This is a genomic window from Nocardiopsis sp. CC223A (assembly GCF_030766825.1).
GTDB lineage: Bacteria > Actinomycetota > Actinomycetes > Streptosporangiales > Streptosporangiaceae > Nocardiopsis.
The window spans coordinates 44079-69008 of sequence record NZ_JASFDV010000027.1 but is presented as its reverse complement, the minus strand read 5'-3'; the positions used below and the strand labels follow the sequence as shown (position 1 = coordinate 69008).

Sequence of the window (24930 nt, the reverse complement as noted above, 5' to 3'; positions counted from 1 at the left end):
ATGGGATGGAGGGTGCGCGGCCTGCCCGCGGGCGGAGGGTGGCGAAGCGCCCTGTGACCCTACCGGCACCCCCACATCGGATGACGTCGAGCACCTGAAGGTTCGCACAAGAGTCCCGTGTCCTTCGTCGCGGAAGCCCTGATGGGAGCGATCGGGCCTTGGTAACTTTCGCCTATGCGCACGGATTACCACCCCACCCCCACGGAGGTCGTGGCCTCCTGGATCCCGCACGACGCCCGCTGGCACGAGGCGGCCCGGGCGGCGGCCGCCGTCGGCTCCGACGAGCTGCGCCGCTACGTCACCGCACTCGTCCACGAGCAGCGGGACGGGGACCGCGAGCTCGGCGACGAGTACGACCTGCGCTCCATCGGCGCGGTCGTGGAGGACATGGGCGTCGGCGGCCTGGCCGCGGTGGAGTGGAACAAGGTCCGCGACGCCCTGCTGCTGCCCCTCACCAAGAGGATCTAGGCCGCGTTCCCTCGAACCTCCGCCTCGGCTTCGGCCCGCCCGTCCCCCGCCCCCGCCACCGCCCGCACGGGACGGCCCGGCGGCCGCAGCCCTGTTCTGCCCGCGGTGCCCCTCGGAAGGCGGGAACCCTCGGCAGCGGAGACCCTAGGCCTCCTCCTCGGGGTGGCACTCCAGGCAGTCGGTGCCGCAGGGGTAGTTGATCATCGACATGGACCGGCAGCGCACGCACATCCGGCGCCTGCCGCCCGGCGGATCGTGCCGCCAGCGGTGCCGCCCCGCCCGGCAGATCCCCGAGGGCTTCATCGCGGTGTCATCGCGGACTGCGCTCATGCCCGCACCGTAGCGGAACCGGCTCCCACCCGGAAGCCGTTCGGGGGAGGGCCGTGCCGCGCGGTCCGCCGGTCGTACTACCGTGTGTCGTAGAACGCGCCGCCGACCTGGGCGGACGGGACCGGCGAGAGGAGGCGCCATGGTCGAGTGGCTGACCATGACCATTCAGACGGCTTCCCTGGCGATGGCCGGGTGGTGCCTCGTGTCGACCTTCCGCGACCGGCCCATGCTCGTCCCGCACCTGATCGGCATGGGGGTCCTGTGGCTCCTGGTGATCGGCCAGGCCGTGGCCACCGTCGTGGCCATGGCGGGCGGGGAACGGCCCGCGGAGACGGCCATGTTCATCTCCTACCTGGCCACCGTGGTCCTGCTGCCGCCCGCCTGCGCCGTGTGGGGGTTCATGGAGCGCAGCAAGTGGGGCCCCGCCGTCATCGCGTTCGCCTGCCTGATCCTGCCCGTCCTGTTCGTCCGCCTCGAACAGCTCTGGAGCCCCGTTGCCTGACACCGCCCCGGCCTCCGAGGCCGCCCGGACCCTGCGCACCGGCCCCGGCCGCCTGCTGGTCGCCGTCTACGGCGTGTTCGCCCTCGCCGCCACCGCCCGCGGCGTCTACCAGCTGGCCACCGGGTTCGACGAGGCGCCGGCCGCCTACCTGCTGTCGGTGCTCGCCGGGGTGATCTACCTCGTGGCCGCCGTCGGCCTGGCCCGCGCGGGGCGGACCTCCCGGCGCGTCGCCCTGGTCTCGTGCAGCGTCGAGATGGTCGGCGTCCTGGTCGTGGGCGCCGTGAGCCTGCTCCTGCCCGAGGTCTTCCCCGACGACACCGTCTGGTCCGGGTTCGGCAGCGGCTACTTCTTCATCCCGCTGGTCCTGCCCGCCCTGGGCCTGTGGTGGATCCTGCACGTGCACCGGCTCGACCGCGACTGAGCCCACCCGGCCCGTGACCCGGTCGTGATCCCACCGCTACCCTGGGGTCATGTCAGAGCCCCTTCCCCTGCCGGTGGCCGTCTCGGCCGACTGGCTCCAAGAGAACCTCGACCGTGTGGTCGTGGTCGACTCCCGGTGGTACCTGGACGGCCGCTCCGGCCGCGACGCCTACCTCGCCGGACACCTCCCCGGAGCGGTGTTCGCCGACGTGGACGCCGACCTGGCCGCCCCGGCGAGCCCCGAGGGCGGGCGGCACCCGCTGCCCGCCGCCGCCGACTTCGCCCGCACCCTGGGCCGCCTGGGCATCGGCGACCACTCCCGGGTGGTCGTCTATGACGACGCCGGCGGGTCCGTCGCCGCCCGCCTGGTGTGGATGCTCCGCGTCCTGGGCACCCCCGCCGCGTTCCTCGACGGCGGTCTCGGGTCCTGGACCGGGCCGCTGGAGGAGGGGGAGCACACCCCCGAGCCCGCGCACCGCACCCCCCAGCACTGGCCCGCCGACCGGGTCGTGCACACCGACACCGTCCGGGCCGCCGCGGGCGAGCCCGGCCAACTGGTCATCGACGCCCGCGCGTACGGCCGCTACACCGGTGAGCAGCCCGCGCCGGTGGACGCCCGCCCCGGCCACGTCCCCGGTGCCCGCAGTGCCGAGTGGACCGGCAACCTCGGCCCCGACGGCCTGCTGGCCGCCCCGGAGGAACTGCGCAAGCGCTTCGCCGCCCTGGGTGCCGACGACGCCGTCACCATCACCGCCTACTGCGGGTCCGGCGTCACCGCCTGCCACGACCTGCTCGCCCTGGAGCACGCGGGCTACACCGCCCCCCGCCTCTACCCCGGCTCCTGGAGCCTGTGGGGCGGCGACGACACCCTGCCCGTCGAGACCGGCGACCCCGCCGCGGACTAGCCCGGCCCGGCAGGCGTTCCGGAGGCCGTCCGTGTGCACACACGGACGGCCTTTTGGTATGTCCGCATAAGTACAAATTCGCCCGGAACCTCCCGGCCGTGGCATACGTCTGACCAGCCAGTAGGATTGCCCGGCCCGGGGTGCGGGCCGATGACGAGGCTCCCCCCACGCGAAAGAGGAACAGTGGCCATCGAAATCGTGCTCCTGGTGATCGCCGCCCTCGCGGTGGCGGTCGCCGCCATCGCCCTCGCCGTGCGCGCCGCGCGGCGCAGCACCCCGCCCGCGCCCACGTCCCCGCCCGCCCCCCACGACCCCTTCGCGGCCAAGGGCGACAGCGCCTTCGGCGACCCCCGGACCCTCAAGGCCGGGGACATGATCGACTGGGGCACCGAACGCACCTGGATCCGCGGCACCCTGCGCCTGTCCCAGGGCGGCTACGTCTGGGCCGAGCACTTCCTTGAGGTCGAGGGCGGCAAGCGCTGGCTCTCCACCGAGGAGGACCCCGACCTGGAAATGGCGCTGTGGACCGGCCGCCCCGACCTGGACCTGACCCCCCACGGCAAGAAGATCGAGCTGGAGGGCACCACGTACCACCTGGAGGAGAAGGGCAGCGGCTCCTACCGCTCCGAGGGCACCACCGGCCTCAAGTCCCAGGGCGGCTTCGACTACGCCGACTACGAGGCCGCGGACGGCAGCCTGCTCTCCTTCGAGCGCTTCGACCACGGCCCCTGGGAGGTCAGCACCGGCACCAAGGTCGCCGAGGGCACCTTCACCATCTACCCGGGGAGCTGATCCACCGCATGCGAGTCGGCATCAGCGCGCCCTTCGTCGACACCCGGGCCGACGACCTGGTCTGGGCGCTCGGGCACCCGTTGATCGACCCCCTCGCCGTCCGCTCCCTGCGGATCGGCGGCACCGGTGTCGAACTGCGCGTGCTCGGCGCCTCCCACCAGGTCGTCGTCACCTCGGCGGCGGGCGTCCTGGTGGAGACCGTGGCCTGCCTGCCGGGGGTGGACGGCGCCCTGCCGGGCAGCGCCGAGCGCCCCCACGGGCCGGGCCGGTACCGGTTCGACTCGCAGGTGGAGACCCTCACCCGCACCGGTCTTGCCCACCGGGTGGGGGATCTCCACCGCGAGGTCGCCGACGACCCCGGCGGCCTCCTCGTCGCCTTCCCCGGCGACCCCTTGGCCGTGACCGCGCTGCACCTGGCCTCCGACGGCACACGCGGCGACGGGGGTCCGCTCCACTGGCGCACCTGGCATGTCTACCCCCAGAGCGGAGAACTCGTGACCACCCACTCCACCGTGTCCGCCCACCCGTGCGGAGAGACCGGATGACCTACCAGCACGGCCACGCAGAGCCGGAGGACAACAACAAGACCGTGGTCACCGTGTTCGTGGTGATCGGCGTCATCGTGCTGCTGCTCATCCTGTTGGCGGCATGCAGCAGCGGTTCCTCCAACAACACCTACTGCCCCGACGACGACTACGTCTCCGACCCCGCCTATGACGACGACGAGTGCGAGCGGTCGTCCTCGGGCTCCTCCGGCGGAGGCGGTTTCTTCTTCTTCGGCGGGTCCAGCAGTAGGTACGACGACGGCTACCGGGGCGGCTCCAGCGGCTCCAGCAGCTCCGGAAGCGGCTTCCGCGGCGGCGGCACCGGCTTCGGCAAGTGACCGCCCGCCCGACCACAACCCCATCCCCTAACGAGACCGGACCATGAACGAGATCCTCTTCAACAGCCTCGCGGCCCTCGCCTACGCCGGGGTCGGCGTGGTCATCCTCGCGGTCGGCTACCTGCTCATCGACATCCTCACCCCGGGCAAGCTGCACAAGCTCATCTGGGAGGACCGCAACCTCAACGCGGTGATCCTGGTGTCGGCCAACACCCTGGGCGTGGCCGTCATCGTCACCACGGCCATCCTCTCCAGCGACTCCGAGATCGGCCTGGGCGCCGGCCTGCTGTCCACCGCGGTGTACGGGCTGATCGGCCTGGGCGTCATGGCCCTGTCGTTCGTGCTCATCGACCTGATCATCCCGGCCAAGATCGCCCACATGATCAGCAACCCCGAACCGCACCCGGCGACCTGGGTGAGCGCCTCCGCCCACCTGGCGATCGCCGCGGTCGTCGCCGCCGCCCTCACCTGAGGGCGCCGAGCCCCGTCGCGGGCCCGTCCGCCCTCACCCGTAGAGAAAGCAGCACCCCATCGTGATCGAGTCACCGGCCCCGCAGCGGCCCCGACTCCCGGTACCGCCGCGGGTGGCCCGGTTCCTCGTGCTCACCGCGGTGTTCGTGTGCGCCGCCTGCGGCCTGGTGTACGAGCTGGCCCTGGTCGCCATCGGCAGCTACCTGCTGGGCGACACCATCACCCAGGCGTCGGTGGTCCTGTCGGTGATGGTGTTCGCCATGGGCGTCGGGTCGCTGCTGTCCAAGCGGTTCCAGGGCAGCCCGGCCGTGTCGTTCGCGGTCATCGAGGGCCTGCTGTCGCTGGTCGGCGGCCTGTCGGTGCTGCTGCTGTACGGGGCGTTCGCGTGGTTCTCCGCCTACCAGCCCGCCCTGGTGCTCCTGGCGTTCGCCATCGGCGTGCTCATCGGCATGGAGATCCCCCTGCTGATGACGCTCATCCAGCGCATCCGCAGACAGGAGGCATCGGAGGCGGTCGCCGACCTCTTCGCCGCCGACTACGTGGGCGGCCTCATCGGCGGCCTGGCGTTCCCGTTCCTGCTGCTGCCGCTGCTGGGTCTGCCCAAGGGGGCGCTGGCGGTGGGCGCGCTGAACGCGGTGGTGGGCGTGGCCGTGGTGCTGTGGCTGTTCCGCGCCGAGCTGTCCCGCCGCGCCTACGCCGGGCTCACCGTGGGCCTGGTCGCCATCCTCGCGTTCCTGGGCCTGGCGTACCTGTACGCCGACCGGTTCGAGGTGGACGCCCGCCAGGCCATGTACCGGGACCCGATCGTGCACGCGGAGCGCTCCGCCTACCAGGAGATCGTGCTCACCCGCTCGATCGACGGCCGGGACGTGCGGCTGTTCCTCAACGGCGATCTCCAGTTCTCCACCCTGGACGAGTACCGCTACCACGAGTCGCTGGTCCACCCGGCGATGGACGGTCCGCGCCGGGACGTCCTGGTGCTGGGCGGCGGCGACGGGCTGGCGCTGCGCGAGATCCTCGCCTACGACGACGTGGAGTCGGTGACCCTGGTGGACCTGGACCCGGCGGTGATCGAGCTGGCCTCCAGCGAGCCGGTCATCACCGAACTCAACGGCGACTCCTTCCGGGACCCGCGGGTGGAGGTGGTCAACACCGACGCCTTCCAGTGGCTGCGCGAGCACCGCGGCGACTTCGACGTGATCGTCGCCGACCTGCCCGACGGCCAGGACGTGGGCCCGTCCAAGCTGTACTCGGTGGAGTTCTACTCCCTGGCCCGCCACTCCCTGGCCGACGACGGGCGGATGGTGGTGCAGGCCGGGTCGCCGTTCTTCGCCCCGGAGGCCTACTGGAGCGTGGGCCGCTCCCTGGAGGAGGCGGGCCTGTCGGGCACCCCCTACAACGTGGACGTGCCCTCGTTCGGGAACTGGGGCTTCTACCTGACGTCCCTGCGGGGCGCCCCCGCGCTGGACATCCCCGAGGACGCGCCGCCGCTGCGCTTCCTGGACGAGGCACTGCTGGACGCCGCCCAGGTCTTCCCGCGGGACCGCCGTGAGGACGCGGGGGTGGAGGCGTCCACGCTCATGCACCCGCGCATCATCGCCTACCACCAGGGCGCCTGGCGCGGCTACTGACGGTGCCCGCTCCGGACCGCCGGTGGTGTCCCATCGAGTGGTGTGACTTTTCCGGCCCTGTTCCCACGGATGAGCGTCAGCGGTGTCGGGCGGATCGGTGCGCCGCCGCCTCCGGCGGCTTCTTCATCCCGGTCAGCGGGCCGCCGGTACGCGGTGGCCTGCCCGGCTTCGGCCGACCATCGCGATGAACTGCAAGGACGCACCCGCGCGAAAATCACACCACTCCCGGGGACGTGACCGGACCGCCCGTCGCCCGCCGTCGTCCCGACGGAGGGCCTGCGGCCGCCGGCTTCTCCCCGAAGGCGCCGCCTCCGGGCCTGCGGAATCCCGCCGAGCGCCGGCCACCCGGCGCTCCGGCCCGGGCGCACCCGGGCCGGAGCGGACCGACACCGCGCAGCCTTCATGTGTCGGGCCGGTGGGCGGCCGCGCGGTGGTCTGCGGGGGAGGGCACGGGAGACATCCCGTGACCGGACCCATCCTGTCCCACCGCGGGGGAGCGGCGCGTACGCCGCGCCGCCCCGGGCAATCCCTTACCCCGCTCTGCCGATCCTTTTCCCGACACGCCGCACGGACCGCCGCACAACGTCAGCTGTCGAAGCCCATGCCCAGTGCGTCCAGGGTCCGCAGCCACAGGTTGCGCCTGCCGTCGTTGCGGTCGGCGGCCGCGGTGGCCCGCAGCGTCAGGTCGATACCGATCGAGCGCACCGGCTCGGGCGGGAACGGCAGCGGCTTCTCCCGCACCATCCGCAGCCGGGTCCGCTCCGTGTCCAGCCCGTCGAGCCGGTCCAGCATCACCTGGGCGCCGAACCGCGTCGCCCCCACACCCAGCCCGGTGTACCCGGCCGCGTAGGCCAGCCTGCCCCCGTACCCGGTCCCGAAGAACGCCGAGAACCGGCTGCACGTGTCGATCACGCCGCCCCAGGAGTGGGTGAAGCGCACCCCCGCCAGCTGCGGGAACGTCTCGAAGAAGTGCTCGGCGAGCGTCCGGAACGTCTCCGGCCGCTGGTCGTACTCCGGCCGCACCTTCCCGCCGTAATGGTGGACGACGTCGTACCCGCCCCACAGGATCCGGTCGTCCGAGGTCAGCCGGTAGTAGTGGAAGAAGTTCGCCGCATCCCCCACCCCCTGGCGCCCCTTCCACCCCAGCGACTCCATCTGCGCGTCGCTCAGGGGCTCGGTCATCAGCGCGTAGTCGTACACCGGGGCCAGGTAGTGCTTGAGCCGCCGCAGCGGTCCGGGGAACGCCCCGGTGCCCCAGGCGACCTTCGGCGCGTGCACCGACCCGCCGCGCGACTCCAGCCGCAGCCCCGCCGGGGTGGACCGGATCGCCCGCACGGGGGTGTTCTCGAAGATCCGCACCCCCAGCCGCAGGCACGCCTCCCGCAACCCCCAGGCCAGCTTGGCGGGGTGCAGCATCGCCACCCCGTCGGGCTCGTACAGCGCGCCCTGGTAGGTGGGGGAGCCGATCTCGGCGCGGGTCCGCTCGGCGTCCCACACCTCGGCCCGGTGCCCCAGGGCGGCCATCGCCGCGGCGGACTCCGCGAACCCCTCTGCCTGCCAGGGGGCGGTGGCCACCAGCAGCTCACCGGTGCGCTCGAACTCGCAGTCGATCCCGTACCTCTCCACCGCCTCGCCGATGGCGTCCAGGTTGGCGTACCCCTGGCGCTCCAGCTCCGCGATCTCCTCCGGCCACCGCTCGGCGCCGTTGTCGTACCCGTGGGTGAGGCTGGCGGCGCAGAACCCCCCGTTGCGCCCGGAGGCCGCCCACCCCGCGGTGCGCGCCTCCACCAGGACCACGTCCCGGTCGGGGTCGCGCTCCTTGGCGATGAGCGCCGTCCACAGCCCGCTGAACCCGCCGCCGACCACGGCCAGGTCGGCGAAGACGTCACCCGACAGCGCCGGGGCCGCCTCGGGCACATCGTGCCCGGGCACGTCGGGATCGAGCCAGAAGACCCGGGGGAGGGCGCCCTTCAGCGCCTCGGAGGCCCCTGCGGTGAACGCATCGGCCATGGGTATCACACACTTTTCTTAGGTGGTGGGAAAGGGATTCGGATACGGATCGGGGCACCGGCCGGGCGACGCGCGCCCGTCCGGTGCCCCGGGGGCGGGCGTCAGGCCCGGCGCCTGGCCGCGATGATGTTGATGACGGCCATGGTGAGCCCGACCGCGAACAACAGCGTGCCCATGACGTTCACCTGCGGGGGGATTCCGACGCGCGTGGCGCCCCAGATCCACAGGGGGAACGTGTTCACGTCGCCGCTCACGAACGTGGTGATGATGTAGTCGTCGATCGACAGGGCGAACGCCAGCAGCCCGCCCGCCATCACCGCGGGGAACAGCATCGGCAGCGTCACCAGCCGGAACGTCTGCCACGGTCCGGCGCCCAGGTCGCGGGCGGCCTCCTCCAGGCTCGGGTCCAGGGTGATCACCCGGGCCCGCACCGTGATGGCGACGAACGACACGCAGAACATCACGTGCGCGATGACCGTCGTCCAGTAGCCGGTGGTGATGTTCAGCATCAGGAACGTGGACAGCAGGGCGGCCCCCAGGACCACCTCGGGTGCGCTGATCGCCGCGAACATCACCAGGTTGGTGAGCTGTTTGCCGCGGAAGGTGTACCGCCCCAGCGCCATGCCCAGCAGGGTGCCCAGCACCCCGGCGATGACCATCGTCAGCAGCGCGATGGTCACCGAGTTGAACATCGCCTGGTTGAGGTCGGGGTAGGCGAACGCGTTCGCGTACCACTTGAGGGTGAACCCCTGCCAGGTGATGTTGTGCCGCCCGGCCGGGTCGTTGAAGCTGAACGCGATCATGAACAGGATCGGTGCGAACAGCCAGGCCAGCACGGCCCAGGTGTACCAGCGGCCCCAGTCGATCCTGCGCCGGACCCTGGCCTCGGGGGGCCGCGGTCCGGTGGCGGTGCGGTCCTCGGTGTCGAACGTGGCGCTCACGACGTGTGCACCTCCATGACCCGTTCGGTGCCCAGGGCCCTGGCGTAGCTGAAGATACCGATGAGCAGCAGCCCCATGAGCACGAAGGTGATCGACGCGGCGATCGGGTAGTTGTTGTTGACCAGGTACTGGGTCTGGATGACGTTGCCGATCATCGTGTTGTGCGTGCCGCCCAGAACCGACGCGTTGACGTAGTCGGCGCTGGTCGGGATGAACGTCATCAGCACGCCCGCGAACACGCCGGGCAGCGACACCGGCAGGATCACGTGCACGAAGGCCCGCAGCCGGTCCGAGTACAGGTCGTGCGCCGCCTCCACCAGGTGCGGGTCCATCCGCTCCAGCACAGCGTAGATCGGCAGCACCATGAACGGCAGGAAGTTGTAGGCCAGCCCCAGGATCACGGCGGGAGCGGTGTTGAGCACCGCGAACCCCTCCGGGAGCAGCCCCAGGTCCTTGAAGGCCCCCAGCACCACGCCGTTGTCGGACAGGAAGAACCGCCACGAGATCGTCCGCAGCACGAACGAGACGAAGAACGGCAGCAGGAGCAGCAGCAGGTACGTGGACTTGTAGGCACCACCCCTGAAGGCGATCCAGTAGGCCATCGGGTATCCGATGGCGATGCACACCAGGGTGGCGCAGCCGCCGTACAACAGGGAGCGCAGGATCTGCTCCCAGTAGGTCCCGATGGCGTCGGCGTAGTTGCCCACCTCGAAGGTCTGCTGGAAGCCGGTGATCACGTTGCCCGTGGTCAGCGACAGCGACAGCATCCCGCCGATGGGGACCACGAAGAACAGCGCCAGCCAGGTCCACGCCGGGAGCACCAGCACATAGGGTGTCAGCTTGCGGTTTCTCATGGGAGACTCGGGATCGCTCGGCGTCAGCTCTGCGTGACGGCCTGGAACAGGGACGAGAAGCCGTCCTGCTCCTCGGTCGGCAGGACCACGAAGTTGTGCAGGTTCTGGTAGTTCTCCTCGGTGGGGAAGACCAGCGGGCTCTCGGCCATCTCACGCAGCGCGTCGCCCCGCTCGTTGTCCCCCTCGGCCTCGGCCCACTCCAGCATGACCTCCTGGGCGTAGGGGACCGGCGGGATGTAGGAGATGTACTCTGCCAGGCCGGTGGCGATCTCCGGCTCGTACAGGAAGTTCATCAGCTCGATCGCGTCCACCGGGGCCTGTGTGGTGTACGGGATCATGAGGTTGTCGGTCCACAGGGTGGCGCCCTCCTCGGGGATGACGAACTTCAGGTTCGTCCCCTCCTCGGAGTTCTGCTGGTAGATGTCACCGGACCAGGCCATGGTGATCCACAGGTCGCCGTTGGTCAGCGGCTGGATGAAGTCCTGGTCGTAGTAGGCGCGCACGATGCCGGAGTCGCGCTGCTCGCGGAGCTTGTCGGCGGCCGCCTCCCAGTCCGCGGAGGTGGAGTCCGCCGGGGTGACGCCGGTGGCCAGCAGGCCGAAGTTGGCGATCTCCTGGGGGTCGGAGAACATGCCGACCTTGCCCTCGAACGCCGGGTCCCACAGGTCCTGGATGCTGGTGATCTCCCGGTCGATGAACTCGGGGTTGTACGCGATGCCGGTGATGCCGGAGGCGTAGGGGACCGTGTACCTGTTGCCCGGGTCGAAGGTGCTGTTCTTGTAGATCTCGCCCGCGTACTCGGCGAAGTTCGGCAGCTGCGTGTGGTCGAGCTGGATCAGGTAGCCCAGTTCGATGAGCTTGGCCAGCTCGAACCCGTTGGGCAGCACGATCAGGTCGTAGCCGAGGTCGTCCTCGTTGGCGAGCTTGGGCTGGATCTGCCCGAAGAACGAGGCCGCCTCCTGCACGTCCTCCTTGTACTCGACCTCGATGCCGGTGGCCTCGGTGAACTGCTGGATCTGGGTGCGCTCGGAGTCCATGTACAGCGGCCAGTTGGCCCAGCGCAGGTTTCCGGTGCGCTCCTTGCCCTCCCAGAAGTTCGCGTCGGCGGCGGGGTCGCGCTGCTGGCCGCCGACACCGCAGGCGGACAGGGCGAGGGCGGCGGCCGCCGCCCCGCCGGCCTGGAGGGTGCGCCGCCGGGTCAGGCCCGGCAGCCCGAGCGGGCTGCGGCGTGCCCGGGTGAGGCCGCGGAGGAGTGCGGGGTCGATACCGGCGCGCGAGCGGTTGTTCATTGGTCGTTCCTTGGTCTTCCGATGGTCCGCCGGGGACAGCGGGGGATTCGTGGCCGACTGCGCCGGTCGGTGCCGGCGCCTGGTGCGTGGACGGGCCGGAGGGATCAGGCCAGCAGCGGGTAGGAGTGGTGGGCGGGCCAGGACAGCCACACGTGGTCGCCGCGGCCGGCGGCCAGGGCGGAGTCGGAGGAGTTCTGTAGGTACACGGTGACGGACTCGCCGCCGCCGATGTCCACCTGGTAGTGGGTGGCCGACCCCAGGTAGACGGTCTCGGTGACGGTGCCCGGGACGGCGCTGACACCCTCGCCCGGCCGCTCGGCGCCGATGCCGATCTTCTCCGGGCGCACGGTCAGGTACACCGCGGAGCCGACCGCGCCCGGCCCCTGGGCGGCCAGCGCCTCGGGCAGGTCCGCGAGCAGGGCGGTGGCGCCGTCGGCGACCTCCACCCGCCACACTCCGCCGGACTCTCCGAGCACCGTGCCCTTGACGAGGTTGCTGGTGCCGATGAAGTCGGCCACGAACCGGGTGGCCGGCCGCTCGTACACCTGCGCCGGGGTGCCCAGCTGCTCGACCCGGCCGTGGTTCATCACCGCGATGCGGTCGGACATGGTCAGCGCCTCCCCCTGGTCGTGGGTGACGTAGACGAAGGTGATGCCGACCTCGCGCTGGATGCGCTTGAGCTCCACCTGCATCGCCTGGCGGAGCTTGAGGTCCAGGGCGCCCAGGGGCTCGTCGAGCAGCAGGGCGGCGGGCTGGTTGACCAGGGCGCGGGCCAGGGCGACCCGCTGCTGCTGGCCGCCGGAGAGCTGGGCCGGGCGGTGCTTGGCCCGGTGCCCGAGTTCGACCAGTTCGAGCATCTCGCCGACGCGTCGCCCGATCTCGCCCTTGGCCACGCCCTTGCGCTTGAGGCCGAAGGCGACGTTGTCCGCGACGTTCATGTGCGGGAACAGGGCGTAGCTCTGGAAGACCATGTTGACGTCGCGGCGGTTGGCGGGCACCCCGGTGACGTCCCGGCCGTTGAGCCGGACGACGCCCCGGGTGGGCTCCTCGAACCCCGCGATCATCCGCATGGTGGTGGTCTTGCCGCAGCCGGAGGGGCCCAGGAGGGAGAAGAACTCGCCCTGCTCGATGGCCAGGTCGACGCCGTCGACGGCGTTCACGGTCTCCGATCCGGAGCGGAAGGACTTGAACACCCCCTCCAGGCTGATCGCGGGCTGCCGCGCGGCTGCGGTCTCCACGTCTGACGTCTCCGGTGCTGTGGTGCTGGTAGTGGCCATGATGGGGGTGGTCCTGTCGCTTGCTCGTTGCCGTACCGGGAGGCGGCCGGTCCGCCCGGGGGCGTACCGGCCGGGGCGTGTCACTCGCCGATGTAGCTCATGACGTGCTTGACGCGGGTGTACTCGTCGAAGGAGTACATGGACAGGTCCTTGCCGTACCCCGAGTGCTTGAAGCCGCCGTGCGGCATCTCCGCGGTGATCGGGATGTGGGTGTTGATCCACACGCACCCGAAGTCGAGGCGGCGCGAGACCCGCAGGGCCCGGGCGTGGTCCCTGGTCCACACACTGGAGGCCAGGCCGTACTCCACCGAGTTGGCCCACGTGACCGCGGTGTCCTCGTCGGTGAACCTTTGCACGGTGATGACCGGGCCGAAGATCTCGTCGGTGACCAGCTCGTCGCCCTGGCGCAGGCCCGAGACGACGGTCGGGGCGTAGAAGTAGCCCTCGTCGCCGACCCGGGAGCCGCCCGCCAGCACCTCGGCGTGGTCGGGCGCCCGGTCCAGGAAGCCGCTCACCCGGGCCAGCTGGTTCGCGTTGTTGACCGGTCCGAACGCGGCGTCGGCGTTGCTCGGCGGGCCGGTGACGGTGTTGCGGGCCTGCTCGGCCAGGGCGGCGGCCAGGTCGTCGTGGATTCCCGGCGCGGCCAGCACCCGGGTGGCGGCGGTGCAGTCCTGGCCGGCGTTGAAGTACCCGGCCTCGGCGATGCCCGCGGCGGCCCGCTCGATGTCGGCGTCGTCGAACACGATGACCGGGGCCTTGCCGCCCAGCTCCAGGTGCAGGCGCTTGAGGTCCTTGGAGCCGGACTGCGCCACCTCGTACCCGGCCCGGGTGGAGCCGGTGAGGGAGATCAGGCCCGGGACCGGGTGCTCGACCAGGGCGCGGCCGGTGTCGCGGTCGCCCGCCACCACGTTGAACACGCCCGGCGGCAGGAACTCGGCGGCGATCTCCGCCAGCAGCAGGGTGGAGACCGGGGTGGTGTCGGAGGGCTTGAGGACGATGGTGTTGCCCGCGGCCAGGGCGGGGCCGATCTTCCAGGCCGCCATCGCCATCGGGTAGTTCCACGGGGTGATCTGGCCGACGACGCCGATGGGCTCGCGGCGGATCCAGGAGGTGTGGTCGGCGAGGTACTCCCCGGCGGCGCGGCCCTCCAGGTTGCGGGTGGCCCCGGCGAAGAAGCGCAGGGCGTCCAGCACCTGCGCGATCTCCTCGCTCTTGGTGAGCTCCACGGGCTTGCCACAGTTGCGGACCTCGGCGGCGACGAGCTCGTCCGCGCGTTCCTCCACCCGGTCCGCGAACTTGTTGAGGGCGATCTGCCGCTCGGCCGGGGTCCAGTCGCGCCAGCCCTTCTCGAAGGCGGTGCGGGCGGCCCGGAACGCCGCGTCGACATCCTCGGCGGCGGAGACCGGGGCGGTGGCGAAGACCTTGCCGGTGGCCGGGTCGACGAGGTCGCTGCGGATTCCGTCGGCCGTGTCCACGTACTCGCCGTTGACGAAGTTGCGCAGGTCTTGGGTCACGGTGCTCTGCTCCCGGTTCGGTCGGGCGTGTCGGTGCGCCGACTGTCTGTTGATGCGCGCGCATAGCGCTGTGATCTGCCACACTGCCATCCGGCAACGGTGAGATCAAGGTCTTCCAATGGATTCCGTTGTAAAGATTAGGTTTCTCAACGGATACTTGACAGAACGTGGAACAGTGCGACTATTTCTATTGAGAGGGTCGTGCACGTGTGACCCCCCGGGTCGACCCGAGCGTGGTCCCCGCGTTACCCGACGAGCTTGGAGCACCAAGTGGCAGCGCACATGAGTCCTGAGCACCTCCAGCAGGCGGCCAAGGACCACCTGTGGATGCACTTCACGGAGATGGCCGCCTACAACGACGCCGATGTCCCCGTCATCAGCCGCGGCGAGGGCGTGTACGTCTACGACGACAAGGGCAAGCGGTACCTCGACGGACTGGCCGGACTCTTCGTCAGCCAGGTCGGCCACGGCCGCACCGAGATCGCCGACGCCATCGCCGAGCAGGCCCGCGAACTGGCGTACTTCCCCATCTGGACGTACGCGCACCCCAAGGCCGTCGAGCTCGCCGAGCGGATCGCCTCCCTGGCGCCCGGCGACCTGAACCGCGTCTTCTTCACCACCAGCGGCTCCGAGGCCGTGGAGTCCGCCTGGAAGCTGGCCCGCCAGTACTTCAAGGCGATCGGCGAACCCACCCGCCACAAGGTGATCAGCCGGCGCATCGCCTACCACGGCACCAGCATGGGCGCCCTGTCCATCACCGGCCTCCAGGGCATCAAGACCCCGTTCGAGCCGCTGGTCCCCAGCACCCTCCAGGTGCCGAACACCAACTTCTACCGGGCACCGCAGCACGGCGACGACATCGAGGCGTTCGGCCGCTGGGCCGCCGACCAGATCGAGGAGGCGATCGTCCAGAACGACCCGGAGACCATCGCCGCCGTCTACGTGGAGCCCGTCCAGAACTCCGGCGGCTGCTTCCCGCCGCCGCCCGGCTACCTCCAGCGGGTCCGCGAGATCTGCGACCGGTACGGCGTGCTCATGGTGTCCGACGAGGTCATCTGCGCCTTCGGTCGCCTGGGCGAGTACTTCGGCGCCACCAGGTACGACTACGTGCCGGACATCATCACCTTCGCCAAGGGCGCCACCAGCGGGTACGTCCCGCTCGGCGGCATGATCGCCCGCGAGAAGCTCATGGAGCCGTTCAGGGAGAAGGGCTCCTCCTTCCTGCACGGCATCACCTTCGCCGGCCACCCGGTGGCGGCCGCCGCGGCACTGGCCAACCTCGACCTGTTCGAGAGCGAGGGCATCCTCGACAACGTGCGCCGGAACGCGCCGATGTTCCGGGCGACCCTGGAGAAGCTGCTGGACCTGCCGATCGTCGGCGACGTGCGCGGCGACGGGTACTTCTACGGCATCGAGTTGGTGAAGGACAAGGAGACCAGGGAGACGTTCAGCGACGAGGAGTCGCACCGCCTCCTCAAGGGCTTCCTGTCGGGCGCGCTGTTCGACGCCGGGCTCATCTGCCGCGCCGACGACCGCGGCGAGCCGGTCATCCAGCTCTCCCCGCCGCTCACCTGCGGCCCGGAGCACTTCGTGGAGATCGAGTCGATCCTGCGCAAGGTCCTCACCGAGGCCTGGAACCGGCTCTAGTACCCCCGCCCCGGGTGCCTCCGACCCCTGGAGAAAGGACCGTCGGCCGCAGGCCGTCCGTTGAGGGTGGTGGCGGGCGACGGGTGGGCGGGGGCACCCGGGGTCCGTTCAGGTGGGCCAGGTGAAGACGTCGGCCTCGGCGGCCACCAGGTGGGCGTCGGCCTGGCCGAACTGGATCACCCGCGCCCCCGCCCAGCCCCCCTCGGGCACCGCGCCCTTCCACGAGTACGCGAACCGGCCCCGGCCGATGGCGTGCACGGCGCTGCCCGCCGGGCGCTCGGAGAGCGCTCCGCCGCCCGCGTCGAACTCCACCGCGCGCAGCTGCACCTCCGTGCCCGGTGTGATCCCCATCAGGGTCACCCCCACCGACAGGTCGTAGTACCCCGCCTGCGCCAGCGCCCGGATGTCCGTCGTCCCGTCGTCGCGGCGGTCGAACACGATGTCGTACCAGGTCGCCGGGGCCAGGGTGACGCGGGTGTCCTTCGTGAAGCGGTGGTGGTCGGGCATGCGGACTCCTCGGGGCCGGTCGCCGGTCACGTCCAGCATCCGGCCCCGGGGACCACCGATCAATCACCGGGCGCAGCCGTGTCCCGCGGTCACCTGGGCCAGAAGAACACCTCGGCGGTGGCCGACGTGATCCGTGCGGGGGCGCCGCCGTACTGGACCAGCCGGATCCGCACCCGGCGGCCCGCGGCCAGGTTGCTCTTCCAGGAGTAGGTGAAATGCCCGTTGCCGCGGCCGTGCAGCGGTGAGTCGTTGGGCCGGTTGCGGGCCGGCCGCCAGCCGCCGTCCCCGTCGGACTCGTACTCGGAGGCGCGCAGCTGCACCTCCGTGCCCGGGGCCAGGTCGGCGATGGTCACCCCCACCGACAGGTCGTACAGGGCGCCGTCCGGCTCGTCCACGCCCACCAGCGAGTACAGCTCCCCGGTGCGCCCGTCGTGGCGCCGGTCGAACTTCAGGGACGTCCACGTGCCCGGGGCCAGTTCCTGGGCGTCGTCCTTCTCGAACCTGCGGTGCCTGGGCATGTCGTCTCCTTCGGATCCGCTCGGAGGCCTGGTGAAGGTGCCGTCCCGGACCATCCGGTAGGCCTTCTCACCCGGACAGGAGGTGGCGATGAAGTCCCGGTGCCCCAGGACCTTCCCGGAGATCGAGGTGTCCGGCTCCATCAGCCACTGCCGCAACTGCCGGACCGCCTCGACCTGCGCCGGGGTGACGGGGTCCCCCGGCCCGGTGGCCAGCGTGACGCTGTAGTGCGAGGAGTTCCCGCCGGGCTGGGCGGCCTGGACGCGGTACAGCCCGCGCCCCTCCAGCACGTGGCCGTGCGCGCAGGCCATGAACGAGTTCCCGGTGAAGTACGCGGTGCCCGCCCGCCGGGCCAGCCAGGTGCCGTACGGAGTGGTGGGACACCACACCGGGCCCTCGTGGCGGATGAATTCGAACGCGAACCCCTCCGTGCGCGCCGCCACCGCCCGGGGGCTGAACGTCTGCTCCGGGGACAGCTCCACCCGCCACCCCCCGAGCGGGACAACGCGCACCGACGCCGTCCGCCCGGCCAGGACCGCGGCGAACCGGAACGCCTCGGCGCCCGCCTCGTCCGGCCGGTCCAGGAACCGGTCGTCCTTCCCGGCCGCGGTCATGGTGACCCGCATGAACAGGTCGAGCTGCGCGCGGGTCAACGACCTCAGGAACGTGTGCGAGGGCACCCGGGCCGGCATCTGCTCGGCCAGCGCCCCGTCGGCGCCCGCCGACAGCCGGAACACCGCCTCCGTCGAGGTGTGCTCCTCCCACCAGGTCACCGCGTCCGGGGAGTCCGCGGCCGCGGCGCCGAACAGGCCGTGCAGTACGCCGCGCACCCGGGCGGCGTCCTCGGTGCCGCGCCGCAGCGGGCGCCGGATCACCGTTCCCGGTCCGGGCACCGACCACGCCCAGGCCACCAGCTCCACCAGGGCGTCGGGCCACTTGGCCTGCACGGGCAGGTCCGCGCAGGGGGCGGCGGTGCGGATCCGGTCGCGGACGGTCAGCTCCTCGCTGGTCGTCCAGGCGGGCGCGAACCCGCTGCCGGGACGCGGGTCGCGGCCGGGCCTGCCGGTCCTGCGCTCCACCGGCCAGCGGTGGCCCGGGGTGGTCAGGGACGAGTGTCCGTGCCCGTCCATGAGGAGGAGCTCGCGCGGCGCCGCGGGGAAGACGTTCACCGCCAGCAGGGGCTGCCAGCCGGACAGGCCGGTGGTGTGGTCCAGGGCCAGGACGAGGTCGCCGGGTGCGATGGCGTCGAAGGGGCGCCACCCGTCCTCGGTGAGGATCTGCGTCTCCTCGTCGACGCAGTAGCCGATGTCCGCCCAGCCCCTGCTCGGGCCGGTGTGGAAGCGGCGGGTGCTGTTCCAGTAGGCGACGCAGGCCGAGTGGCCCCTGTTCGCGAGGTCCTGGTCGACGCTGTCGTAGTGGACGACCAGGCCGCTCTTGGGGTCGGCGCGCCCGGCGGGCGAGGGACCCCACCCGAGATCGGCCCGGGAGACGTACTTGCTCGGTCGAGGCATGATCTCATTGTGTCAAGGAGGCACTCCGCTGTGTATCGGAATGGTGATATCCGACCGGAAGATCCCCCGCGTGGCGCCCCCAGCGCCCCACCGCTCCCATACGGCACGATGGTGCTTCCGTCACCTTCCCGGGAGGTCCGCCCGTGCGCTACGCACACACCGCCGACGTCGTCCGCGAGGCCGAGGACGCGCTCATGGCCCGGCTGCCGGAGGGGGCGCTGATGCGCCGCGCCGCCACCGGTCTCGCAGTGGAGTGCGCCCGTCTCCTCCCGCGCGTGTACGGGTCCCGGATCGTGCTGCTCGTCGGCGCGGGGGACAACGGCGGCGACGCCCTCTACGCGGGCGCCGCCCTGGCCGCCCGGGGTGCCGCCGTCCGCGCGGTCCCGGCCGGGGGCCGCACCCACGAGGGCGGACTGTCCGCACTGCGGTCCGCGGGCGGGCGCGTCGTCCCCCCGGCATCCGCCGAGGACGCCCTGTTCGACGCCGACCTGATCATCGACGGCCTGCTCGGCATCGGCGGCCGCGGCGGGCTGCGGCCCCCCTTCGCCACCCTGGCGGTCCTGGCCGCCAACGCCCCCGCGCCGGTGGTCGCCGTCGACCTGCCCAGCGGGGTGGACGCCGACACCGGCGAGGTGGCCGGGGCCGCCGTCCGCGCCGACGCCACCGTCACGTTCGGCACCTACAAGCCGGGGCTGCTCGTCGACCCGGGAGCGTCCCACGCGGGGCGCGTCCGTCTGGTGGACATCGGCCTGCGGCCCGAGCTGCCGGGCCCGGCCCTGCTGTCCTTCGACGACACCGACGTCGCCGCACTGCTCCCCGTCCCGGGGCCGGAATCCGACAAGTACCGCCGCGGCGTCCTCGCCGTCCGCGCGGGCTCGGCCCCCTACCGGGGCGCCGCCGTCCTCACCGTGGGCGGGGCGCTGCGCACCGGCGCGGGCATGGTCCGCTACGCGGGGTGCCAGGCCGCGGTGGACCAGGTGCTCGCCCGCTGGCCCGAGGTCGTCGCCGAGGCCGTCGACCCGCTGAGCAGCACCCGGCTGGACCCGGGCCGGGCGGCCGCGGTGGTCATCGGGCCGGGGCGCGGCATCCGCCCGGGCAACGCCGACGAGCTCCACGTGGTGTTGGAGAGCGACCTGCCGGTCCTCGCGGACGCCGACGCCATCACGGTCCTGGCCCGCGGCCCCCTGCTGGACCTGGTGCGCGAGCGCACGGCGTCGACCCTGCTGACCCCGCACGCGGGCGAACTGGCCCGACTGCTGGGCACCGAGCGCGAAGCGGTGGAGGCGCACCGCCTGGAACACGTCACCCGGGCGGCGCGCGAACTGGACTGCACGGTGCTGCTCAAGGGCTCGACGACCCTCGTCGCCCACCCGGGCTCACCGGTCGTCGCCAACATCACGGGAACTCCGCTGCTGGCCACCGCGGGCTCCGGCGACGTGCTGTCGGGGATCATCGGTGCCCTGATGGCCGTGGGCCTGCCCGCCACGGAGGCCGCCGCCTGCGGCGCCCACCTGCACGGACGCGCCGCCACCCTGGTCCACAGGGGCGCGCCCATCAGCGCCTCCGACCTCCTCGACGGCATCCCCGCCGCCCTCCTGGCCATCCGGGAGGCGGGCACCGCCTGACATGATGGGATCCCCTGTCGACCGGCCGGACGGACACCCCTCATGTCCCTCGCCGTCACCCTGATCGGTGCCGCGCTCTTCCTTCTCGGGCTCTTGGCGGCCCTGGCCCTGGAAGCGTGGATCATCCGCAAGGACCGCGCCGTCGCCGGAGAACCGGTGGAGGGGATGGCCGCCCTCCTGCTGCGGACAGTCCCCCTGCCGCGCTCCTGCGTGCGCATCTACCTGGCAGTGGCGGCCATGTGTGTCCTCGGGCTGACGACCGGGTACCCGGCCGTGGCCGCGCCCGCGGCCGTGGTGGCGTGCGGTTCTCCCTCCGTTGACCGGAGGCTGCGACGCCTGCGCTCCGGCCGCGGTCCGACCGGCCGCCGAGAGCCCCGTCCGCTGTCCTCGCGCACCCTCGCCGACCGCGGCCGCCGGATGGCGGGGGCCGTCCTGCTCGCCCTCCTGGCCGCAGCCACGGTGGTGCTCGCCGCCGCTGCCGGCGGCTGGCCCGCCGTTGCGGCGATCGTCGTCCTGGCCGCCGCTGCCGGCGCGGTCGCCCAGGGGCTGCTGCTCCCGCGCATCGTCCTGGACGGGACCCATCTCTACCTGTACGGGGGCCGCCGGACCACGGTCGTCCCCGTTGATCGGGTGGCCGGCGTCGAATCAGGGGACCGAGGCATCACCGTGCGCCTCACCGACGGCACAGGGGTCTCCTCCACCACCTGGGCGCGCACCCCGGGCCACCGCCACCGGATCGCCGCCCGGGTGCGCGACTTCGTCGCCCGCACCCGCCCGGCCGCCGACGGGATCGAGGGCCGCCGCCCCGCCTGGGAGCGCGCGTTCCCGCTGGACCTGTGCTTCGTCTGGATCTGCGCGGGCCTGGTGGCCTTGCGGTTCCTCTGAACCCCCACGGGTTTCCGAACCGGAGGGAAACCGTTCCGGTACCCGATGCGTCCATGAAAGGGACGAACTGGACATGGCTCGGAGTCGCGCCCGTGCCCCGTTCCCCCGGTGTATCCCGCCACCCCGCGCGAGGCCGCCCGGTGACAAGGTGCAGGAAGATCCGTCACCGGCCGCGCAGGGTCCCTGAGCGGCCGCATCGTAGGGCGCGAGCACAAGCGCAGGCGCGTGCCGACCGGCAGGCACGGGAGTGGCAGGAGACTGACGACTGAACACCGACACCCCGGCCGCGGACGGCGGCGCCCGCCACCCCGCACGCACCCTGACCCGGATCTTCGTCGTCATGCCGTTCGTCGGCATCGCGGCCGCGCTCCTGCTCTCCTTCGGGGTTGCCGACGCCCTCACCCGGCTGCACTACACGACGGCCTCCGCGACCGCCACCGGCACCGTCCTGGAGATCGATCGGGGACGGCCCGTCGTCGCCTTCACGACGGCGGACGGTACCGAGGTCACCACCACCGCCCGCGGCGACCACCTGCGCGACGATCCCCGGGAGGTCACGGTCCGCTACCTGACCGACCGGCCGACGGAGGCGATGCTGGACGGCTCCCTGTGGATCCCGCCGATCCTGTTCATGGTCCCCCTGATCCCGGTCGTCGTCTGGCTGGTGTTGCGCCACCCGCACGGCCCGCGCGCCGTCCTGTACCGCGCGCGGGTCCGGGCCCGCGAACTCGGCCGCCCGCCGGAGGGCACGCTGAACCTCGCCGTCACCCTGTGGCTGGTCTGCGGCTTCGTCGTCACGGCCTGCGGGCTGGCCCTGATCACCGGCGCGTTGGCCTCCATCGACTCCTGGAGCGACTTCGACCTGTTCGTGGCCCTCGGGCTGATCGGCGCGGCCCTGCTCCCGACCGGACTGGACATGCTGGTCCACGGCCTGGGCCGGTACCTGGAACGCGCCCCCGGAGCAACGGAACCGGTCCAGCCGAAGCTGTTCGGCTCCGGGACGTACCTGGGGCTGTACGGTGTGTTCTTCGTCGGCGCCCCGCTGGTGCTGCTGGTACTCGTGTCGATGGAGACCGACGTGGACACCCCGGAGAAGGGCACGGCGACGGTGCTCGCCGTGGGCTGCGGGGACATGATCGGCAACGGCCGGTACTGCGACGACAAGGTCGCCCTGGAGTACGAGGTGGACGGCCTGCGCTACACCCAGACCACGGACGACGTGGGCTTCGACCTCACCCCCGGCGACGAGGCCCGGGTGGCCTGGGACGCCGACGACCCGAGCCTGGTCCGTGTGGAGGGCGTCCGGTGAGTCGCAGGCCGCCTCCCCGCGCCGACCGGTCCTGGCTGCTGGGGACACCCTTCGCCGCCTTTCTCCTGGCCGCTTTCTCCGAGTGGAGTGCGCCGTGGGCGGTGCGCTGGTTCGCTTTCGTCCCCGCGCCCGCGCGCATCGAGGAGATCCGCGACGGAATCCCAGTGGTCCTGGTCGACACCGGTGCGGCCGAGCCGGTCGAAGCCTTGGCCCACGGCGTCCACACGCCCGGCGACCCCGTGGACGTCACCGTCCGGCACGTGCCCTCCCTGCCCGAGGCGGCGGTGCTGAGCGACCACGTCTCCCCGTGGCCCTTCCTCGTGCTCGCGGTCCTCGCCTGCCTCGCCGTCCCCGCGGTCTGGGGGCCCGGGGGACTGCGCGCGGCCTGGAACCGGAGACGCCGCCGCTCGGCCCCGAGCCGCCGTCGCCGCCGCTCCCGCCCCGACCGGGACCGGGACCGGGGCGCCGCCCTGTGGCGGCCGGTCCTGGCACGGGCCGTCCCCGCGCTCCTGTGCACGGTGGCCGGAATCCTCCTCGCCGTGCCGGGCATCCTCCGCGCCGCCGTGGGCATCGGGCATCTCCCCGACTCGGCGGCACTCGCGTTCCTCACCTGCGCCTGGCTGCTGCTGCCGGCAGGAGGGTTCCTGGCGGTGCGGGCCCTGCTGCACTACGCCGACCGCGCGCCCGTCCGCTCGGTCCCGGCCCCCGCGCGCACGCTCCCCGCACGGGTCTCGTCGGCGCTCCTGGTCTGCGCCCTGCTCGTGGCGGGCGGGGGAGCGGCGGGCGGCCGGGCTTGGCACCTGTACCAGGGGCACCGGGCGATGGCCGCCACCGAGGCCGGGACGGCCCTGGTCTCCGAGGTCTGGGAACGGGATGTGCGGGGCGGCTGCCAGGGCGAGGCCGACCTGCACTACACGGTCGCCGACCTGCCCTACAGCACCGCACTGGACATCCCCTGTGAGGACGTGGAGCGCGTACGCGCCGAGCGCTTCGTCGACGTGGAGTGGTCGGCGGACCGCCCCGGATACGTGCGGTGGGTGCGGTGACCGCGGCCCCGGACGGTGGCCGGACCCATCACTCCCCGAACCGCACCCGCCCCCCCGGTCACCGTGGTCGGGCGGCGTCCAGGCCGAGTTTGACGATGTCGGTGATGAAGTAGTCGCCCGGGTCGCGCGCGTCGCGCAGCAGCGGCACCTTCGCCTCGTCCACCCACATGAACTCGGTGTGCTTGCCGACCTCCAGCCGTGGCGAATCCAGGTCGCCGTCCACCCGCACCAGGTAGTCCACCTCGTGCCGGGTCACCCCGTCGCCCGGGTCCCAGTCGATCCGGAACAGCTCGGCCTCCACCCGGCGCAGCCGCCAGCCGGTCTCCTCCTCGACCTCGCGGACCAGGCCGGCCAGCATGGTCTCGCCGGGTTCGACGTGCCCGCCGACGATGTCCCAGCAGTGCGGGAACACCTTGCGGTGCGGGGACCGCCGCTGGGCGAAGATCCGCCCGTCCGGGGCGGCGATGATCGCGCCCGCCACGTGGGTGCGCCCGTCGGAGGTGTCGGGGAAGACGATCCCCGGGGCCACCTCGATGTCGTCGATCCCGTGCGTCATCGGCTCTCCCGTACTCGACTGTGGGTTCCACCCTATGGTTCGCCGGCGTCGCGGACCTCGGCCTTCCGGATGGTCCTTCTTCTCGGCCTTTCGGCCGACCGGGCCTCGGGCGCAAGCCCCGGCCGACCGTTTCGCCACCGCTGCCCGCCCTTCCCCGGGCGGCCCGGGGCCTTCGGCCCTCCCTGCTTTTTCGGGGGAGTCCCGGCCGTTCACCGCTCCCGGTCGCCGGGCCGTCCGGTCGTGCCCGCAGCCGCAGTCGCTCCCCGGGACGCTCCTCCCCGTCGGGCGCCTCGCCCCGGGTCACCCCGCCGCGTCGGCACCGGCGACCCCGCCCGCCTCCTCGGCCTCCTCCGCGGGTTCCGCGGGGCCCCGTCCCCGGCGCGGCAGGCGCAGGGTGAGCAGCTTCGCCCGCGGGGCCAGCCGCCCTCCCAGCTCGAACACCGCCTCGGTGCGCGAGTGGTCCTCGTCCAGTACCGAGAACAGGTTGACCCCCAGGTAGAACGTGATCGCCCCGTAGGCCACCTCCCGGGCGGGCAGCAGCCGGGCCAGCGGCGAGCCGCCCAGCACCCGCTCCCACTCCTGCTCGATGAACGCGATCCACGGCTCGGCGCGGTCGCGGATCTCGTCGCGCAGCTCGGGCTTGGTGACCGCCGCCGCGACCAGCTCGGAGAACTCGGTGATGTAGCCGCGCTCCAGGTCGGTGCGGTAGATGCGGACGGCCGCCTCCACCAGCTCCTCCAGGGTGCGCGCGGGCGCGGTGAGCTCCCGGTACATGGCCATGCGCTCGGCGCTGGACCGGTCCAGCGCGGCCAGCAGCAGCTGGTCCACGCCGCCGAAGTGGTAGAAGACCAGCGCCGAGTTGGCCTCGGCCCGTGCGGCGATGGCCCGGGCCGACGCCCCGGCGTAGCCCTCTTCGCGCAGTGTCTCCGCGGCCGCGGAGACCAGCCTCTCCCGGGTCTCCTCGCTGTTCCGCCGCCCCGTGCCGCCGCTCTTGGCCATGCCCTCGCCCCTTCGCCGCTTCCGATCTTCTTCATCATACGG

Annotated in this window: 25 protein-coding genes; 14 read left to right on the top strand and 11 right to left on the bottom strand. The window is 72.3% G+C overall.

The genetic code is table 11. The features are described from left to right. Positions 1–174: 174 nt before the first annotated feature. Positions 175–468: a hypothetical protein gene (locus tag QJS33_RS13575; protein WP_306368311.1), complete on the top strand. Its 294-nt coding sequence runs from the start codon at positions 175–177 to the stop codon at positions 466–468. A gap of 144 nt (positions 469–612) precedes the next feature. Here the strand turns inward: QJS33_RS13575 and QJS33_RS13570 are convergent, their stop codons facing one another. Next, positions 613–798: a hypothetical protein gene (locus QJS33_RS13570; protein ID WP_306368310.1), complete on the bottom strand. Its 186-nt coding sequence runs from the start codon at positions 796–798 to the stop codon at positions 613–615. 139 nt (positions 799–937) lie between these two features. On the opposite strand from QJS33_RS13570, the gene QJS33_RS13565 reads away from it, so the two are divergent. The 8 genes from QJS33_RS13565 to QJS33_RS13530 all read left to right on the top strand — a co-directional run bounded on the left by QJS33_RS13565 (position 938) and on the right by QJS33_RS13530 (position 6402). Further along, positions 938–1300, top strand: coding sequence for a hypothetical protein (locus QJS33_RS13565; protein ID WP_306368309.1), 363 nt, complete (start codon positions 938–940; stop codon positions 1298–1300). Then, on the top strand, positions 1293–1721 hold the full coding sequence (locus QJS33_RS13560; RefSeq protein WP_306368308.1) for a hypothetical protein: 429 nt from the start codon (positions 1293–1295) through the stop codon (positions 1719–1721). The genes QJS33_RS13565 and QJS33_RS13560 overlap by 8 nt, the downstream gene beginning before the upstream one ends. Before the next feature lie 49 nt (positions 1722–1770). After that, positions 1771–2625 (top strand): sulfurtransferase, encoded by an 855-nt coding sequence (locus QJS33_RS13555; protein ID WP_306368307.1) that lies wholly within the window; start codon positions 1771–1773, stop codon positions 2623–2625. 240 nt (positions 2626–2865) lie between these two features. After that, positions 2866–3417 carry a DUF4178 domain-containing protein gene (locus tag QJS33_RS13550; RefSeq protein WP_372339654.1) on the top strand — a complete coding sequence of 184 codons (552 nt, stop codon included), beginning with the start codon at positions 2866–2868 and terminating at the stop codon, positions 3415–3417. 8 nt (positions 3418–3425) lie between these two features. After that, entirely contained in the window at positions 3426–3962 is a 537-nt protein-coding gene (locus QJS33_RS13545) for a DUF2617 family protein (RefSeq protein ID WP_306368305.1), read from the top strand. Next, positions 3959–4300: a hypothetical protein gene (locus QJS33_RS13540; protein ID WP_306368304.1), complete on the top strand. Its 342-nt coding sequence runs from the start codon at positions 3959–3961 to the stop codon at positions 4298–4300. Before QJS33_RS13545 ends, QJS33_RS13540 begins: the two co-directional genes overlap by 4 nt. Positions 4301–4343: 43 nt before the next feature. Further along, positions 4344–4772, top strand: coding sequence for a DUF350 domain-containing protein (locus tag QJS33_RS13535; protein ID WP_306368303.1), 429 nt, complete (start codon positions 4344–4346; stop codon positions 4770–4772). Positions 4773–4833: 61 nt separating this feature from the next. Next, a complete protein-coding gene (locus tag QJS33_RS13530; RefSeq protein WP_306368302.1) occupies positions 4834–6402 on the top strand; it encodes a polyamine aminopropyltransferase in 1569 nt (522 codons plus the stop codon). Between the two features lie 585 nt (positions 6403–6987). On the opposite strand, the gene QJS33_RS13525 is transcribed toward QJS33_RS13530, so the two are convergent. The 6 genes from QJS33_RS13525 to QJS33_RS13500 all read right to left on the bottom strand — a co-directional run bounded on the left by QJS33_RS13525 (position 6988) and on the right by QJS33_RS13500 (position 14287). Beyond that, on the bottom strand, positions 6988–8412 hold the full coding sequence (locus tag QJS33_RS13525) for an FAD-binding oxidoreductase (protein ID WP_306368301.1): 1425 nt from the start codon (positions 8410–8412) through the stop codon (positions 6988–6990). 101 nt (positions 8413–8513) lie between these two features. After that, positions 8514–9353: an ABC transporter permease gene (locus tag QJS33_RS13520; protein WP_306368300.1), complete on the bottom strand. Its 840-nt coding sequence runs from the start codon at positions 9351–9353 to the stop codon at positions 8514–8516. Further along, positions 9350–10207, bottom strand: a complete 858-nt coding sequence (locus QJS33_RS13515) for an ABC transporter permease (RefSeq protein WP_306368299.1) — start codon at positions 10205–10207, stop codon at positions 9350–9352. Before QJS33_RS13515 ends, QJS33_RS13520 begins: the two co-directional genes overlap by 4 nt. Positions 10208–10230: 23 nt before the next feature. Next, positions 10231–11496 (bottom strand): PotD/PotF family extracellular solute-binding protein, encoded by a 1266-nt coding sequence (locus tag QJS33_RS13510; RefSeq protein WP_306368298.1) that lies wholly within the window; start codon positions 11494–11496, stop codon positions 10231–10233. Between the two features lie 104 nt (positions 11497–11600). Next, positions 11601–12773, bottom strand: coding sequence for an ABC transporter ATP-binding protein (locus tag QJS33_RS13505; RefSeq protein ID WP_306368297.1), 1173 nt, complete (start codon positions 12771–12773; stop codon positions 11601–11603). Positions 12774–12853: 80 nt separating this feature from the next. Next, positions 12854–14287: a gamma-aminobutyraldehyde dehydrogenase gene (locus tag QJS33_RS13500; RefSeq protein ID WP_306368296.1), complete on the bottom strand. Its 1434-nt coding sequence runs from the start codon at positions 14285–14287 to the stop codon at positions 12854–12856. Between the two features lie 282 nt (positions 14288–14569). Here QJS33_RS13500 and QJS33_RS13495 point away from each other — a divergent pair, with 282 nt between their 5' ends. Further along, complete coding sequence (locus tag QJS33_RS13495) at positions 14570–15934, top strand: aspartate aminotransferase family protein (protein WP_306368295.1); 1365 nt, start codon at positions 14570–14572, stop codon at positions 15932–15934. A 108-nt stretch (positions 15935–16042) separates the two neighbouring features. On the opposite strand, the gene QJS33_RS13490 is transcribed toward QJS33_RS13495, so the two are convergent. After that, the gene (locus QJS33_RS13490; RefSeq protein WP_306368294.1) at positions 16043–16441 is read right to left on the bottom strand and encodes a hypothetical protein; all 399 of its coding nucleotides are present in this window, start codon (positions 16439–16441) and stop codon (positions 16043–16045) included. 89 nt (positions 16442–16530) lie between these two features. Continuing rightward, positions 16531–18468 carry an N-acetylmuramoyl-L-alanine amidase gene (locus QJS33_RS13485; RefSeq protein WP_306368293.1) on the bottom strand — a complete coding sequence of 646 codons (1938 nt, stop codon included), beginning with the start codon at positions 18466–18468 and terminating at the stop codon, positions 16531–16533. 143 nt (positions 18469–18611) lie between these two features. Between QJS33_RS13485 and QJS33_RS13480 the strand changes: the two genes are divergently transcribed. From QJS33_RS13480 to QJS33_RS13465, 4 genes are all read left to right on the top strand, one after another. After that, positions 18612–20093 (top strand): NAD(P)H-hydrate dehydratase, encoded by a 1482-nt coding sequence (locus tag QJS33_RS13480; RefSeq protein ID WP_306368292.1) that lies wholly within the window; start codon positions 18612–18614, stop codon positions 20091–20093. A gap of 42 nt (positions 20094–20135) precedes the next feature. Beyond that, a complete protein-coding gene (locus QJS33_RS13475) occupies positions 20136–20978 on the top strand; it encodes a hypothetical protein (protein WP_306368291.1) in 843 nt (280 codons plus the stop codon). A gap of 340 nt (positions 20979–21318) precedes the next feature. Next, complete coding sequence (locus QJS33_RS13470) at positions 21319–22287, top strand: hypothetical protein (protein WP_306368290.1); 969 nt, start codon at positions 21319–21321, stop codon at positions 22285–22287. After that, positions 22284–23333 carry a hypothetical protein gene (locus QJS33_RS13465; protein ID WP_306368289.1) on the top strand — a complete coding sequence of 350 codons (1050 nt, stop codon included), beginning with the start codon at positions 22284–22286 and terminating at the stop codon, positions 23331–23333. The genes QJS33_RS13470 and QJS33_RS13465 overlap by 4 nt, the downstream gene beginning before the upstream one ends. A gap of 58 nt (positions 23334–23391) precedes the next feature. Here the strand turns inward: QJS33_RS13465 and QJS33_RS13460 are convergent, their stop codons facing one another. Further along, complete coding sequence (locus QJS33_RS13460; protein WP_306368288.1) at positions 23392–23889, bottom strand: NUDIX domain-containing protein; 498 nt, start codon at positions 23887–23889, stop codon at positions 23392–23394. 300 nt (positions 23890–24189) lie between these two features. Then, positions 24190–24888 (bottom strand): TetR/AcrR family transcriptional regulator, encoded by a 699-nt coding sequence (locus QJS33_RS13455; protein WP_306368287.1) that lies wholly within the window; start codon positions 24886–24888, stop codon positions 24190–24192. Positions 24889–24930 lie beyond the last annotated feature (42 nt).

Coding starts and splice junctions, on each gene's coding strand:
- QJS33_RS13575 (WP_306368311.1), top strand. CDS start 175: ATGCGCACGGATTACCACCCCACCCCCACGGAGGTCGTGGCCTCCTGG.
- QJS33_RS13570 (WP_306368310.1), bottom strand. CDS start 798: ATGAGCGCAGTCCGCGATGACACCGCGATGAAGCCCTCGGGGATCTGC.
- QJS33_RS13565 (WP_306368309.1), top strand. CDS start 938: ATGGTCGAGTGGCTGACCATGACCATTCAGACGGCTTCCCTGGCGATG.
- QJS33_RS13555 (WP_306368307.1), top strand. CDS start 1,771: ATGTCAGAGCCCCTTCCCCTGCCGGTGGCCGTCTCGGCCGACTGGCTC.
- QJS33_RS13545 (WP_306368305.1), top strand. CDS start 3,426: ATGCGAGTCGGCATCAGCGCGCCCTTCGTCGACACCCGGGCCGACGAC.
- QJS33_RS13540 (WP_306368304.1), top strand. CDS start 3,959: ATGACCTACCAGCACGGCCACGCAGAGCCGGAGGACAACAACAAGACC.
- QJS33_RS13535 (WP_306368303.1), top strand. CDS start 4,344: ATGAACGAGATCCTCTTCAACAGCCTCGCGGCCCTCGCCTACGCCGGG.
- QJS33_RS13525 (WP_306368301.1), bottom strand. CDS start 8,412: ATGGCCGATGCGTTCACCGCAGGGGCCTCCGAGGCGCTGAAGGGCGCC.
- QJS33_RS13515 (WP_306368299.1), bottom strand. CDS start 10,207: ATGAGAAACCGCAAGCTGACACCCTATGTGCTGGTGCTCCCGGCGTGG.
- QJS33_RS13510 (WP_306368298.1), bottom strand. CDS start 11,496: ATGAACAACCGCTCGCGCGCCGGTATCGACCCCGCACTCCTCCGCGGC.
- QJS33_RS13505 (WP_306368297.1), bottom strand. CDS start 12,773: ATGGCCACTACCAGCACCACAGCACCGGAGACGTCAGACGTGGAGACC.
- QJS33_RS13495 (WP_306368295.1), top strand. CDS start 14,570: ATGAGTCCTGAGCACCTCCAGCAGGCGGCCAAGGACCACCTGTGGATG.
- QJS33_RS13490 (WP_306368294.1), bottom strand. CDS start 16,441: ATGCCCGACCACCACCGCTTCACGAAGGACACCCGCGTCACCCTGGCC.
- QJS33_RS13485 (WP_306368293.1), bottom strand. CDS start 18,468: ATGCCTCGACCGAGCAAGTACGTCTCCCGGGCCGATCTCGGGTGGGGT.
- QJS33_RS13475 (WP_306368291.1), top strand. CDS start 20,136: ATGTCCCTCGCCGTCACCCTGATCGGTGCCGCGCTCTTCCTTCTCGGG.
- QJS33_RS13470 (WP_306368290.1), top strand. CDS start 21,319: ATGCCGTTCGTCGGCATCGCGGCCGCGCTCCTGCTCTCCTTCGGGGTT.
- QJS33_RS13460 (WP_306368288.1), bottom strand. CDS start 23,889: ATGACGCACGGGATCGACGACATCGAGGTGGCCCCGGGGATCGTCTTC.
- QJS33_RS13455 (WP_306368287.1), bottom strand. CDS start 24,888: ATGGCCAAGAGCGGCGGCACGGGGCGGCGGAACAGCGAGGAGACCCGG.